The sequence below is a fragment of the Streptomyces sp. NPDC086766 genome, from assembly GCF_044746005.1.
In the GTDB taxonomy this organism is placed as follows: Bacteria; Actinomycetota; Actinomycetes; order Streptomycetales; family Streptomycetaceae; genus Streptomyces.
In genome coordinates this window covers 288,683-301,753 of sequence record NZ_JBIVBI010000005.1, presented here as the reverse complement: position 1 = coordinate 301,753, position 13,071 = coordinate 288,683, and the positions used below count along the sequence as shown (strand labels likewise).

At 73.4% G+C, this 13,071-nt stretch carries 9 protein-coding genes; 4 read left to right on the top strand and 5 right to left on the bottom strand.

Annotated features, from left to right (window positions below; genetic code table 11):
- Positions 1-5: 5 nt before the first annotated feature.
- Positions 6-1,040: an AI-2E family transporter gene (locus ACIPM1_RS12005; protein ID WP_402432487.1), complete on the top strand. Its 1,035-nt coding sequence runs from the start codon at positions 6-8 to the stop codon at positions 1,038-1,040.
- A 28-nt stretch (positions 1,041-1,068) separates the two neighbouring features.
- Here ACIPM1_RS12005 and ACIPM1_RS12000 read toward each other — a convergent pair whose 3' ends face one another.
- Positions 1,069-3,201, bottom strand: coding sequence for a SpoIIE family protein phosphatase (locus ACIPM1_RS12000; protein ID WP_402432485.1), 2,133 nt, complete (start codon positions 3,199-3,201; stop codon positions 1,069-1,071).
- 274 nt (positions 3,202-3,475) lie between these two features.
- Here ACIPM1_RS12000 and aspS point away from each other — a divergent pair, with 274 nt between their 5' ends.
- Together aspS and ACIPM1_RS11990 are read left to right on the top strand one after the other, a co-directional pair.
- A complete protein-coding gene (aspS, locus tag ACIPM1_RS11995) occupies positions 3,476-5,239 on the top strand; it encodes an aspartate--tRNA ligase (RefSeq protein ID WP_402432482.1) in 1,764 nt (587 codons plus the stop codon).
- Positions 5,240-5,393: 154 nt separating this feature from the next.
- Positions 5,394-5,741 carry a DoxX family protein gene (locus tag ACIPM1_RS11990; protein ID WP_356194826.1) on the top strand — a complete coding sequence of 116 codons (348 nt, stop codon included), beginning with the start codon at positions 5,394-5,396 and terminating at the stop codon, positions 5,739-5,741.
- 102 nt (positions 5,742-5,843) lie between these two features.
- Here the strand turns inward: ACIPM1_RS11990 and metG are convergent, their stop codons facing one another.
- The 3 genes from metG to ACIPM1_RS11975 form a co-directional block, all read right to left on the bottom strand.
- Positions 5,844-7,559 carry a methionine--tRNA ligase gene (gene metG / locus ACIPM1_RS11985; protein WP_402432479.1) on the bottom strand — a complete coding sequence of 572 codons (1,716 nt, stop codon included), beginning with the start codon at positions 7,557-7,559 and terminating at the stop codon, positions 5,844-5,846.
- 180 nt (positions 7,560-7,739) lie between these two features.
- The gene (locus ACIPM1_RS11980) at positions 7,740-9,560 is read right to left on the bottom strand and encodes a VWA domain-containing protein (RefSeq protein ID WP_402432476.1); all 1,821 of its coding nucleotides are present in this window, start codon (positions 9,558-9,560) and stop codon (positions 7,740-7,742) included.
- Between the two features lie 303 nt (positions 9,561-9,863).
- Positions 9,864-10,685 (bottom strand): alpha/beta fold hydrolase, encoded by an 822-nt coding sequence (locus tag ACIPM1_RS11975; RefSeq protein WP_402432473.1) that lies wholly within the window; start codon positions 10,683-10,685, stop codon positions 9,864-9,866.
- Positions 10,686-10,774: 89 nt separating this feature from the next.
- Here ACIPM1_RS11975 and ACIPM1_RS11970 point away from each other — a divergent pair, with 89 nt between their 5' ends.
- The gene (locus tag ACIPM1_RS11970; RefSeq protein ID WP_402432954.1) at positions 10,775-12,133 is read left to right on the top strand and encodes a PLP-dependent aminotransferase family protein; all 1,359 of its coding nucleotides are present in this window, start codon (positions 10,775-10,777) and stop codon (positions 12,131-12,133) included.
- On the opposite strand, the gene ACIPM1_RS11965 is transcribed toward ACIPM1_RS11970, so the two are convergent.
- Positions 12,024-12,980, bottom strand: a complete 957-nt coding sequence (locus tag ACIPM1_RS11965) for a hypothetical protein (protein ID WP_402432470.1) — start codon at positions 12,978-12,980, stop codon at positions 12,024-12,026. The genes ACIPM1_RS11970 and ACIPM1_RS11965 overlap by 110 nt on opposite strands.
- Positions 12,981-13,071: the final 91 nt, after the last annotated feature.

The window sequence follows — 13,071 nt, the reverse complement described above, 5'->3', positions numbered from 1 at the left end:
GGGACGTGCTGCTGCTCCCCGAGCCCGTCCGGCGTCTCGGCGCCTGGTGCGCCGTCGTCCTGCTGGTGTCCGGGGTGGTCTGGGTCGGCGTCCGGCTGTGCGTGGAGTTCCGCACCGCCGTGACACCGGTGCTGCTGGCCCTGCTCGGCACCGCCCTGCTGCAGCCCTTCTTCCGCCGGCTGGTGGCGGCCGGGGTCAACCGGTCGCTCGCCGCCGGACTCACCTGCGTCGCCGTGGTGGCCGTGGTCGGCGGGGCGGTGTACATCGTGGTGGCGGCGCTGGTGGACAGCGGGGAGCAGATCGTCTCCTCCCTGAAGTCGGCGGGCCGGTCGCTCGCCGAGCACTTCGGCGCGGCGGGGACCTCCCTGGACGACCTGGCCTCGAACTCCCGGAACCTGCTGAGCAAGTTCGGCGGGACGGCCGCCTCCAACGTCATCAGCGGGGTCAGCGTGGTCGGCGAGAGCCTCGCCATGGCCGTACTGGCGCTGCTGCTCGTGTTCTTCTTCCTGCGGGACTCCCACCGAGCCGCCGAAGCCCTGCGCTCCTTCGCCCCGCACGGCACCTCCGACACGGTGGAGGCCATGGCCCGCCGGGCGTTCCGGGGCGTCGAGGGGTTCATGCGGGGCACGACCCTCATCGCCCTCATCGACGCCGTCTGCATCACCGTCGGCCTGCTCGTGCTGCGGGTGCCGGGCTCGGTCGGGCTCGGCGCGCTCGTCTTCGTCGGCGCCTACATCCCCTACCTGGGCGCCTTCCTCTCCGGCGCGGTGGCCGTGCTGGTCGCGCTCGCCGACCGCGGGTTCGTCGTCGCGCTGTGGGCGCTCGGGGTCGTCCTGGCCGTGCAGGTGCTGGAGGGGCATGTGCTCCAGCCGGTGATCCAGAGCCGGACCGTGCAGATGCACCCGGCGGTGGTGATGCTGGCGATCACCGCGGGCGCCTCGGTCGCCGGGATCGTCGGCATGCTGCTGGCCGTGCCCCTCACGGCGGCCGCGTTCGGCGTGGCCCACGAGCTCCGCGACCGGTACGCGTCCCAGGCCTAGCCGGGCTGCGGCCGGTGACGCGCGCGCCTCATTTGGCCGCCGGTTCGTAGAGCTCGAACCAGATGCTCTTGCCCTGGCCGCGCGGGTCCACGCCCCAGGCGTCGGCGAGGAGCTCGATCAGCACCAGGCCGCGGCCGGAGGAGGCCAGCTCCCCGGGGCGCCGCTTGTGCGGGAGGTCGTCGCCGGCGTCGGTGACCTCCACCCGCATCCGGCGCTCGCCCTGCTCGCCCGCTATCTCGGCGAGCAGCAGCGCGTCGGTGTCGGTGTGCAGCAGGACGTTGGCGAGCAGCTCCGACAGCAGCAGCACGGCCGAGTCCACCTGCTCCTCCGACGACCAGTCGTGCAGCAGCTCCCGCAGCTGCTGCCGGGCCACCGAGACCCGCTCGGGCTCCGCCTGCGCGACGCTCAGCAGCGTGCGCCGGACCTCGGGCCGCACGGCCGCCGTGCCGCCCTGCTCCTCGCCCCGGCGGCTGAGCAGCAGTACGGCGATGTCGTCCTCGCGGCGGTCGGCCAGCGGGCCGGTGGTGTGGTGCGAGGAGGGCCCGTGCACGGCCTGTACGAGCGCGTCGGCGAGTTCCTCGGAGCCGCCGTCGTGCTCCTCGAGGATGGTCCGGATCCGCTGCCAGCCGGTGTCCAGGTCGTGGCCGCCGGTCTCGATCAGGCCGTCGGTGCAGATCATCATCGTCTCGCCGGGTTCCAGCGTGAACCGGGTGGTCGGGTAGTCGGCGTCCGGGTCGATGCCGAGCGGCAGCCCGCCCGCCGTCGGCCGCAGCAGCACCGTCCCGTCGGCCATGCGGATCACCGGGTCGGGGTGCCCGGCTCGGGCGATCTCCAGCACCCCGGTGCGGGGGTCCACCTCGGCGTACAGGCAGGTCGCGAAGCGCAGATCGGCGCTGTCGGGGTCGTTGGTGATGCCGTGCAGGAACCGCGAGACGCGGGAGAGCACCGCGTCGGGTCGGTGTCCCTCGGAGGCGTAGGCGCGCAGCGCGATCCGCAGCTGCCCCATGAGCCCCGCGGCGCGCACGTCGTGCCCCTGGACATCGCCGATGACCAGAGCGAACCGTCCCCCGGACGCCGTCCGGGAGGAGCCGCCGGGCAGCGGGATCATGTCGTACCAGTCGCCGCCGACCTGGAGGCCGCCGCCGGTGGGGATGTACCGGGCGGCGACGTCCATGCCGGGGATGCCGGGGCCCAGTGTGGGCAGCATCGTGCGCTGGAGCCCCTCGCTGAGCTCCCGCTCGGTCTCGGCGGTGCCGGCCCGGGACAGGGCCTGGGCGAGCATCCGGGCCACCGTGGTGAGCACGGAGCGCTCGTCGGGCGTGAAGGCGACCGGATAGGTGAAGGCGGCCATCCAGGCGCCCATCGGGCGGCCCTGGACGGTCAGCGGCAGGAACGCCCAGGACTGGCGGTTGAAGCGCTGGGCGAGCGGCCAGGTGAGCGGGTAGCGGCTGCGGTACTGCTCCGGGGAGGAGAGGTAGACGGCGCGGCCGGTGCGGACCGCCTCGGCGGCCGGGTAGTCCGTCTCCAGCGCCATGTGCACGAAGGGGCCCTCGTCGCCGGGGCGCTGCCCGTGGTGGCCGATGATCGTCAGCCGGTCGCCCTCCACGCCGAAGACGGCCAGGCCGTCCGGCGAGAAGCCCGGCATCGACAGTCCGGCGGCGACCCGCAGCACCTCCGCCGTGGACCGCGCCTCGGCCAGCGCCCGGCCCGCGTCCAGCAGGAACGCCTCGCGGGAGCGCCGCCAGTCGCCGGTGACCGCGCTGCGCCCGGCCGGCGAGCCCGGCGTCGGCTCGGTGACCTCCTGGAGGGTGCCGATCAGCTCGTACGCCTTCTTGCCCGGGTCGAAGGTGGGCTTGGAGCGGCTGCGCACGATCCGGACGATCCGGCCGCGCTCGTCCATGATCCGGACCCGCACCTCGGCGAGGGTGCCCTCGGCCACGGCGAGCTGGATGACGCCGGTGATCTCGTTCCAGTCGACCGGGTGGAGGCGGGCGCGCACCTGGGCCTCCGTGAGGGTGGTCCCCTCGGGCGGCAGTCCGAGCAGGCGTGCCGCCTCGCCGTCGACCGCGACCAGACCGGTGGAGGTGTCCCAGTGCCACAGACCGGTCGCGAGCGAGGCGAGGACGTCCCCCACGGCGGGCAGGGGCTCACCAGTGCGCATTGCCCCACTGTAAGAACAGGCCGTCGCACACTGCCACCGATGACGCACAGGTGTGCGATCTCGAAATTCGGGCCGGACGGTCGCGGGGCACCCGTCGGGCCGCGGATCGGCGGCCGCGGGGCCGCCGCCGGGCCGCGGACGGGCAGCCGGTAATGGTGGGGAGGCGATCTCGGGGTGGCCGGTACCCTGGGGAGGTCCGGGCCGTGTGCGTGCCCGGTCGTCCCGGGGAGTGGCCCCCGGGGAAACCCCGATCGCGAAGACTGGATGAACGACGATGCATCGGTACAGGTCCCACACCTGCGGCGAGCTCCGCGCCTCTGACGTCGGCAGCGACGTCCGGCTGAGCGGCTGGCTGCACAATCGGCGCGACCTGGGCGGCATCCTCTTCATCGATCTGCGCGACCACCACGGCATCACGCAGCTCGTCGCCCGTCCCGGCACGCCCGCCTACGAGGCGCTGGACAAGCTGTCCAAGGAGACGGTGGTCCGCGTCGACGGCAAGACCGTTTCACGTGGAACCGAGAACGTGAACTCCGACCTGCCCACCGGCGAGATCGAGGTCGAGGTCGGCGAGGTCGAGGTGCTCGGCGCCGCCGCCCCGCTGCCGTTCACGATCAACGCCGAGGACGGGGTCAACGAGGAGCGGCGCCTGGAGTACCGCTTCCTCGACCTGCGCCGCGAGCGCATGCACCGCAACATCATGCTGCGCACGGCGGTCATCTCCGCCATGCGCCACAAGATGGCGGCGATGGGCTTCAACGAGATGGCCACGCCGATCCTGTCCGCCACCTCCCCCGAGGGCGCCCGCGACTACGTGGTGCCCTCCCGGGTGCACCCGGGCCGGTTCTACGCCCTGCCGCAGGCTCCGCAGCAGTTCAAGCAGCTGCTGATGATCTCCGGCTTCGACCGCTACTTCCAGATCGCGCCCTGCTTCCGCGACGAGGACGCCCGCGCGGACCGCTCGCCGGGCGAGTTCTACCAGCTCGACGTGGAGATGAGCTTCGTCGAGCAGGAGGACATCTTCCAGCCGATCGAGAAGCTCATGACGGAGCTGTTCGAGGAGTTCGGCGGCGGCCGGCACGTCACCTCGCCGTTCCCGCGGATCCCGTTCCGCGAGGCGATGCTGAAGTACGGCTCCGACAAGCCCGACCTGCGCGCCAAGCTGGAGCTCGTCGACATCACCGACGTCTTCGAGGGCTCGGAGTTCAAGGCGTTCGCCGGCAAGCACGTGCGCGCACTGCCGGTGCCGGACGTCGCGTCGCAGCCCCGGAAGTTCTTCGACCAGCTCGGCGACTACGCCGTCACGCTCGGCGCGAAGGGCCTGGCCTGGGTCCGGGTCACCGAGGACGGCTCGCTGACCGGCCCGATCGCGAAGTTCCTCACCGAGGAGAACGTCGCGGAGCTGACCAAGCGCCTCTCCCTCGCCGCCGGACACGCGGTGTTCTTCGGCGCGGGCGAGTTCGACGAGGTCTCCAAGATCATGGGCGCGGTGCGCGTCGAGGCGGCCCGCCGGGCGGGTCACTTCGAGGAGGACGTCTTCCGCTTCTGCTGGATCGTCGACTTCCCGATGTACGAGAAGGACGAGGACACCGGGAAGATCGACTTCTCGCACAACCCGTTCTCGATGCCGCAGGGCGGCCTGGAGGCCCTGAAGACCCAGGACCCGCTGGACATCCTGGGCTGGCAGTACGACATCGTCTGCAACGGTGTCGAGCTGTCCTCCGGCGCCATCCGGAACCACGAGCCGGAGATCATGCTCAAGGCGTTCGAGATCGCGGGCTACGACCGGGACACCGTCGAGGAGCAGTTCGCGGGCATGCTGCGCGCGTTCCGCTTCGGCGCCCCGCCGCACGGCGGCATCGCGCCCGGCGTCGACCGCATCGTGATGCTCCTCGCCGACGAGCCGAACATCCGGGAGACGATCGCGTTCCCGCTCAACGGCAACGCCCAGGACCTGATGATGGGCGCCCCCACCGAGCTGGACGAGACCCGCCTGCGCGAACTGCACCTGTCGGTGCGCAAGCCGCAGCCGAAGTAGTCCCGGCCGGGCCCCGCACGGGCCCGCCGGCACCGAGGTCACAGGGGCCCGGGATCACCTCGATCCCGGGCCCCTGTCACATGTTCCGCGTCTCCCGCGTCAGTGAGGCAGCGGCCGCACGGCCGCCCCGGCCCACCGTCCGAAGGAGACCGTCATGCACACCGCCCTCGTCGTCGTCACCGTCCTGGCCGCCCTGATGGCGGGCCTCTCCGGCACGGTCCTGCTGCTGCGGGTCCGGTGGATCGTGCAGGCCCTCCAGGAGTACGGGGTGCCGCGGTCGTGGTGGACCTGGCTGGGTCTGGCCAAGACAGCCGGGGCCGTGGGTCTGCTGGTCGGCCTGTTCGTGCCGGTGATCGGCCTGCTCGCCGGGATCGGCCTGGTCCTGTACTTCACCGGCGCGGCGATCACCGTGGCCCGGGCGCGCGCCTACGCGCACATCCCCTTCCCCCTGGTCTACGCCGCTCCGGTGGTCGGCGCGCTCGTCCTCGCCCACGCGGCCTGAGAGGCGGCACGCGCGCCCGGCCGTGGGCGCGCCCCGCGCGACGGGGCCCGGTGACCTCGCAGGGAGGTCACCGGGCCCCGGTGCGGACGGCTGGAGCGGCGGCTACGCGGCCTCGCCGCCGAAGCGCTCCTTGTACGCCTCCAGGTCGTCGTCCGTGAGCTTCGCGAACAGGACCGGCGGGACGGTGAAGGGGATGCCCGGGGCGAGCTTGCTCAGGGAGCGGGCCTCGTCCGGGGTGCTCCACGCCGCCGTGTCGTCCGGCAGGGCGAAGGCCTCGCGCATCGCCTTCGCCGTGGTCGGGATGAAGGGCTCCGAGACCACCGCGTACAGGTGGATCAGGTTCATCGCCGTGCGCAGGGTGAGGGCCGCGGCCTCCTGGTCGGTCTTGATCTCCAGCCAGGGGGCCTTCTCCTCCAGGTAGGAGTTGCCGGCCGACCACAGGGCGCGCAGGGACGCGGCCGCCTTGCGGAACTGGAGCGCCTCAATGTGGCCCTCGTACTCGGCGAGCAGCCGTGCGATCTCCTCGCCCAGCCTGGCCTCCGCCTCGCCCGGCTCGCCGCCCGCCGGGACCTCCTCGCCGAAGCGCTTCTTGGAGAAGGACAGGACACGGTTGACGAAGTTGCCGAGGGTGTCGGCCAGGTCCTTGTTCACCGTCGCCGTGAAGTGCTCCCAGGTGAAGGACGAGTCGTCCGACTCGGGGGCGTTCGCGATCAGGAAGTAGCGCCAGTAGTCGGCGGGCAGGATCTCCAGGGCCTGGTCGGTGAAGACGCCCCGCTTCTGGGACGTGGAGAACTTTCCGCCGTAGTACGTCAGCCAGTTGAAGGCCTTGACGTAGTCGACCTTCTTCCACGGCTCGCGGACGCCGAGCTCGGTGGCCGGGAACATCACCGTGTGGAACGGGACGTTGTCCTTGGCCATGAACTCCGTGTAGCGGACGGCGGTGTCGACGTCGTACCACCAGGACTTCCAGTCGCGGTGGTCCGGGTCCTGGTCGGCCCACTCCTTCGTCGCGCCGATGTACTCGATCGGGGCGTCGAACCAGACGTAGAAGACCTTGCCCTCGGCGGCCAGCTCCGGCCAGGTGTCGGCCGGGACCGGGACGCCCCAGTCCAGGTCGCGGGTGATGGCGCGGTCGTGCAGGCCCTCGTTCAGCCACTTGCGGGCGATGGACGCCGCGAGCTGCGGCCAGTCGTCCTCGTGGCGGGCGACCCACTCCTCGACCTCGTGCTGCAGCTTGGACTGGAGCAGGAAGAGGTGCTTGGTCTCGCGGACCTCCAGGTCCGTGGAGCCGGAGATCGCCGAGCGCGGGTCGATCAGGTCCGTCGGGTCCAGCACGCGGGTGCAGTTCTCGCACTGGTCGCCGCGGGCCTTGTCGTAGCCGCAGTGCGGGCAGGTGCCCTCGACGTAGCGGTCCGGCAGGAAGCGGCCGTCGGCCGGGCTGTAGACCTGGCGGATGGCGCGCTCTTCGATGAAGCCGTTCTCGTCGAGCTTGCGGGCGAAGTGCTGGGTGATGTCCCGGTTCTCCGCGGAGGAGCTGCGGCCGAAGTAGTCGAAGGCGAGCGCGAAGCCGTCGTACACCGCCTTCTGCGCGTCGTGCGCCTGCGCGCAGAACTCGTCGACCGGCAGGCCCCGCTCCTTCGCGGCCAGCTCGGCCGGGGTGCCGTGCTCGTCGGTCGCGCAGATGTAGAGGACGTCGTGGCCGCGCTGGCGCAGGTAGCGGGAGTAGACGTCCGCCGGGAGCATGGACCCCACCATGTTGCCCAGGTGCTTGATCCCGTTGATGTACGGAAGGGCGCTGGTGATGAGGTGTCGAGCCATCGCGGGCTGCTCCCAAGTCGCTACGCGGGGTGACGTCCGGGCGGTTTTCCGGACCGCCCGATTTCGTCTACGAACCTTGAAATCGTAGCCGACACGACCGCGCCGCCCGCTTCCCGTTTTACGGGCTGGGAAGCGGGCGGCGCGGTGTGCGGTGCGGCGGCTGCGGGCGGTCGCGAGCGGTTACGGGCGCCAGGCGGCCAGGATGCCCTCGTACAGCTCCTGGTCGGTGAGCTCGCGCGGGGTGGGGCCCGCGTGGAAGAAGGCGGTGTTGCCGGTCTTCAGCTTGCGGAGGTAGTCGAAGGCCTTGTTGTCGTGCTCGCCGAAGGCGACGAAGGAGAAGAACACGGTGGGGTGGTTCTTCGCCGCGTCGGTGAGGGACTGCGTGGCCGGGGTCTTGGCGTCGGGGGCGCCGTCCGTCTGGAAGACGACCAGGGCGGGGGTGCCGGGGGCCGACTTCTCGTGCTGGGCGACCACGGCCTCGACGGCGGCGTGGTAGCTGGTACGGCCCATCCGGCCGAGGGAGGCGTGCAGCTCGTCGATCTTGTTCTCGTGCTCGGTGAGGGTGAGCTCGCCGGTGCCGTCCAGCTCCGTGGAGAAGAAGACGACGTGGACCGCGGCCTCGGGGTCGAGGTGCGCGGCGAGGGCGAGGGTCTGCTCGCCGAGGGCCTGGGCGGAGCCGTCCTTGTAGTACGGGCGCATGGAGGCCGACCGGTCGAGGACGAGGTAGACCTTGGCGCGGGTGCCGGTGAGGCCGGTGTGGGCGAGGGTGGTGGCGGCTGCCTGGTAGGCGGTGGTGAGGGTGGAGGGGACGGCGGCGCCGGGTTCGGTGGGGGTGCCGGCCGCAGCGGGGGTGGACGTCTCGGCTTCGCCTTCGCCGGAAGCGTTCCCACCCGCACCACCCGTGCGGGTCTCGTGGTCGGGTGCGGGTGGCCCCTGCGGGGCGGTCTCACCGTCGGCGGCTTCCGGTTCGGTCGCCTCCTCGGCCTCCGGGACCTCCGGGGCATCGGCGGCGGTCGCCTCCGGCTCGGGGGTCTTCTCGGCCTTCTCGGCCTTCTCGGCCTTCTCGGCCTTCTCGGCCTTCTCGGCCTTCGGCGTCTCCGGCTCGGCGGCGGGAGTGGGCTCGGGCTCGGTCGCCTTCTCGACGTCCGGGGTCTCGGTCTTCGCCGCGAGCGGCTCCGGCTCCAGCTCTGCCTCGGGCTCCGCGGCGGCCTGCGGCTCGGTGGCCTCGGGTGCCGTCGGCTCGGGCGTCCCGTCGGCCTGCGGCTCCATCGGCTGAGGGGCTTCCTCGGCCGACGGGGCCTCCGCCTTCGGCGTCTCCGGCTCGTCGGCGGCCTCGGCCTCGGTCTCGGGCTCGGTGGCCTCCTCGGCCTGCAGGGCGTCCGCCTCTGCGGTCTCCGGCTCGGCGGCCTCCGCTGCCTCAGGCTCCGGGGCCGTCTCCGGCTCGACGTCGGCGGCCTCGGTCTCGGGCTCGGTGGCCTCCTCGGCCTTCGGGGCTTCGGGCTTCGCCGCGACCGGCTCGGGGTCCGTGGCCTCCGGCTCCGCCTCCTCGGCCGTGACCGGCTCCGTGACCTTCGCCGCCTCCGGCTCCGGCTCCGGCTCCTCGGCCTCGGCGGCGGTCGGCTCTTCGGCCTGTGCGGGCTCCGGCGTCTCGGCCTGGGCCGGCTCGGGCTTCGTCGCCTCCGGCTCCGGCGTGGGCTCGTCGAGGGGCTTGGACTGGGCGGGGACGGTGATGTTGTCGAAGGCCTCGCTGACGAGGTCGTGTTCGTCCGGGGAGGACGGGCGGGGGTCCGGGACGTGGGGAGTGGTGGGGGTGGGTTCGGGGGAGGGGGACGGGAGCTTGGCCTCCGGCTGTTCGGCGGGGGCCGCCGGTTCGGGGGACTGAGTCTCCTCGTGCGCGGGGGCGATGTCCTGGGACGGAACCCGTTCCGCACCCTCTGCCTCGGCCGTGCGCCCCTTGCGTGATCGGCCGAACGCGTTCCGCAGGAGAGTGAGAATGCCCATGTGCGCAGCCCTTCGCATGAGTTAAGCCCGTCGATCCCTGGCCAGGACGGACACGTAAGGTTAGCGGCCCGAAGTGATGATCTTGGGCAGGGGCGAGAGCCCGGGTACAAGCCGTGTCCATGGTGCCCGAGCACGCCCGACCGGCCGCCCCTCGACGCGGGGCTGTCCGCCGGTGGAGGGGCAGGTCGGCGAGCGGCGCGCGGTGGTCGGCCCCGGCGCGCCCGAGGCCCCCCGCCGCCCCGGGCCGGGAACCGTCCCGGCGCCTACGGGACGCTGTCCGCCCGTGCCAGGAACCCGCTCGGCCTACGAGACGCCGTCCACCCGTGCCAGGAACCGGCCGAGCGCCTCGTTGAACACCTGCGGGCGTTCCAGGTTGGGCAGGTGCGCCGCCCCCTCGATCACGCGCAGGGCGGAGTCCGGGAGCGCGGCGTGCATCGCCTCCGCGTCGGCGACCGGGGTGAAGGTGTCGTCCGCGCCCACGACGACGAGGGCCGGGACCGGGACGCGGGTCAGCAGGCCGCGGTAGTCGGGGCGTTCGGCGCGGCCGCGCAGCGCCGCCGCGGCTCCCTCGGCGGGGGCGGCCGTCATCATGCGGTGGACATGGGCCTTGACCGCGGCGTCGGCGTACGGGGCGACCATCCTCTCCAGCACCTCGTCGGCGTAGCCGCCCATGCCCTCCCGCAGCAGGCGGTCCGCCATGGCGTTGCGGGCCGCCCTGCCCTGCGCCGTCTCCGGAGCCGGGAAGGTGTCCGCGAGGACCAGGCCCCTGATCCGGCCGGGGAAGCGCCGGCAGCACTCCATCGCGATCTGCCCGCCCATCGACAGCCCGGCGAGGACGAAGGTCTCCACCTTCAACTCGTCCAGCAGGTCCTCGATGTCCTGCGCGAACCGCGCCAGCGGCGTGACGCCCGGGACCACGGGTGAGGCGCCGTAACCGCGCAGGTCGGGGGCCACCACCCGGCGGGCGGCGGAGAAGGCGTCGAGCTGCGGGGCCCACATCGTGCGGTCGAAGGGGTGGCCGTGGATCAGGACGAGAGGGGTGAGAGGTGCGGCGGGCGCGGCGGGGGCGAGGGAGGCCGGTGACTCTTCGGGGCCTTTGTCCTCGTATGCGAGGAAGGGTGCCATGACAGCGACCCTAGAGGCGGTCAACTCCTCGGTGCAATAAAGTCTTTGCCCTCGGAGCAATGGAGGCGGAAGCCGGACGAGGGATCTTCGTGGACGACTACCGGCGCATCGCCGACCGGATCGCCGACGCGATCGCGGACGGGCGGCTCGCGCCCGGCCGGAGGCTGCCGCCGCAGCGGGCGTTCGCGCGACGGCACCGCATCGCCGCCTCGACCGCGGCGCGGGTCTACGGCGAACTCGTGCGGCGCGGGCTGGTGGTGGGCGAGGTGGGGCGCGGCACCTTCGTGCGGGCCGCGGCACCGGGGCCGGCCGGCCGTGCGCTGGCCGAGTCCCCGGCTGTCGCCCCGCCGGCGGTCAACCTCGAGCTCAACTACCCCACCGCGCCCGGCCAGTCCGAGCTGCTCGAACCCGCCCTCGCCGCCCTGCTGCGGCCCGGCGGCCTCACCGACGCGCTGTGCCCGGCCGCCGCCACCGGCACCCGCGCCGCCCGGGAGGCGGCCGCCGCGCTGCTCGCCACCCCGGACTGGCGTCCCGAGCCGGACCGGGTGCTGTTCGCGGGAAACGCCCGCCAGGCCATCGCCGCCGCCCTCGCCTCCCTGGTCCGGCCCGGCGGGCGGGTCGGCGTCGAGGCGCTGACGTATCCGCTGGTCAAAGAGGTCGCGGCCCGGCTGGGGATCATCCTGGTGCCGCTGGCCACGGACGCGGAGGGGATCAGCCCGGACGCCCTGGCCGCCGCCCACCGTTCGGCGCCGCTGTCCGCGCTCTACCTCCAGCCGACGCTGCACAACCCGACCTCGCTCACCACGAGCCCGGCGCGGCTCCTCGGGCTCGCCCGCGCGGTGACCGAACTCGGCCTGCCCGTCGTGGAGGACCGCGTCTGGGCCTTCCTGCACCCCGGCTCCCCCGATCCGCTCGCCGCCCACGCACCCGGCCTCGTCCACGTCGTCGACGGGCTGTCCAAGCGCGTCGCCCCCGGTCTCACGGCCGGCTTCCTCGTCGTACCGGCGGACCGGGTCGAGGCCGTGGCCGCGGCGGTGCGTTCCGGGGGCTGGAGCGCGGGAGGCTTCGCGCTGGCGGCGGCCGTGCGGTGGGCCGGGGACGGGACGGTGGCCCGGCTGGTGGCGGCGAAGCGGGCGGAGGCGGCCCGGCGGCAGCGACTGGTGCGCCGCCACCTGGGCGCCTTCACCGTACGGTCCGATCCGTACGCCTATTTCGCCTGGTGGGAGCTGCCCGCGCCGTGGCGCGCGGACACCTTCACGGCCGCGGCGGCCGCGCAGGGGATCGCCGTCACGCCCGGACCGGCCTTCGCCGTCGACCCTGCCCGCACTCCGGACGCGGTCAGGCTCGGGCTTGCCTCGGCCCCCGAGCCGGAGCTGGACCGGGCGCTGCGGACGCTCGCCGACGTCGCCCGGGGCGGGGCGGACGGGGGCGCCCGGAGCGGGCGGTGACCCACGTGAGGGCGGCGACCGTCAGACCGATCGCCACCAGCAGCCAGGAGGTCGTGCGCAGGGTGGCCGTGAGGGCGTCGTAGACGGCGCCCGCCGCCGGGTGGGACACCTCGCCGGGCAGGTCGGAGAGGGTCAGGTCGCGGCCCACGGCGAGGGCGAGGGCGAGCAGCGCGCCGCCGAGGGCGGTGCCGAGCGCGGTCGCGAGGACCGCGCGGCGGCGGCGGGCGGCCAGGGCGATGCCCGCGACGGCGAACACGACGGCGGCGACGGGGAGCCAGAAGCCGGCGACTTCGAGCACGTGGAACCCTTTCCGCAGGCGGCCCAGCTGCTGGGCCGGGACCAGGGAGACCTCGGTGTGCTCGACGGGGATGCGGCCGGCGAGCGGCACGTGGTCCTGGGTGAGCTGGTGTTTGACCTGGGCGGTCACGGGGGCGAGGTCGACGGTGACCGGGCGGTCGTGCTCGGCGCGCTCGTCGCGCAGGGCGTGCAGCACGGCATGGTGGGCGGCCCGGTTGCCCTCGTTCCACGCCGTGCGGAAGGCGGCGGTCCGCGTGAACGAGCGCACCGCCTCGTGGACGAAGGGGTCCACCGTGCTCCGGATCACGCGCGCGTCCAGCTCGGGGCCGATCCCGCGGGTGTCGATCTCGTGCATGATCCCGTCCCCGACGGTGTCCGCGACGGCGTCACGCACGTCCGGGTCGCCGGCGAGCGGCGCCATCGTGGTGACGTAGCGGCTGGTGTCGGCGAGTCCGTACGCGGCCCAGGCCGACAGCGCGCCGAACGGCACGAGCAGGCACGAGAGCGCGATCAGTGCGGTCGCCGGACCGCTTCGCAGACGTGGGGACACCCTCCCAGGCAACGGCCCCGGGGCGGAGGGCGCGAGTGGGGGTGGGCGAACGGGTGAGGGCCCCGAGGCCCCGAATGGAGGCGTGGGTCCG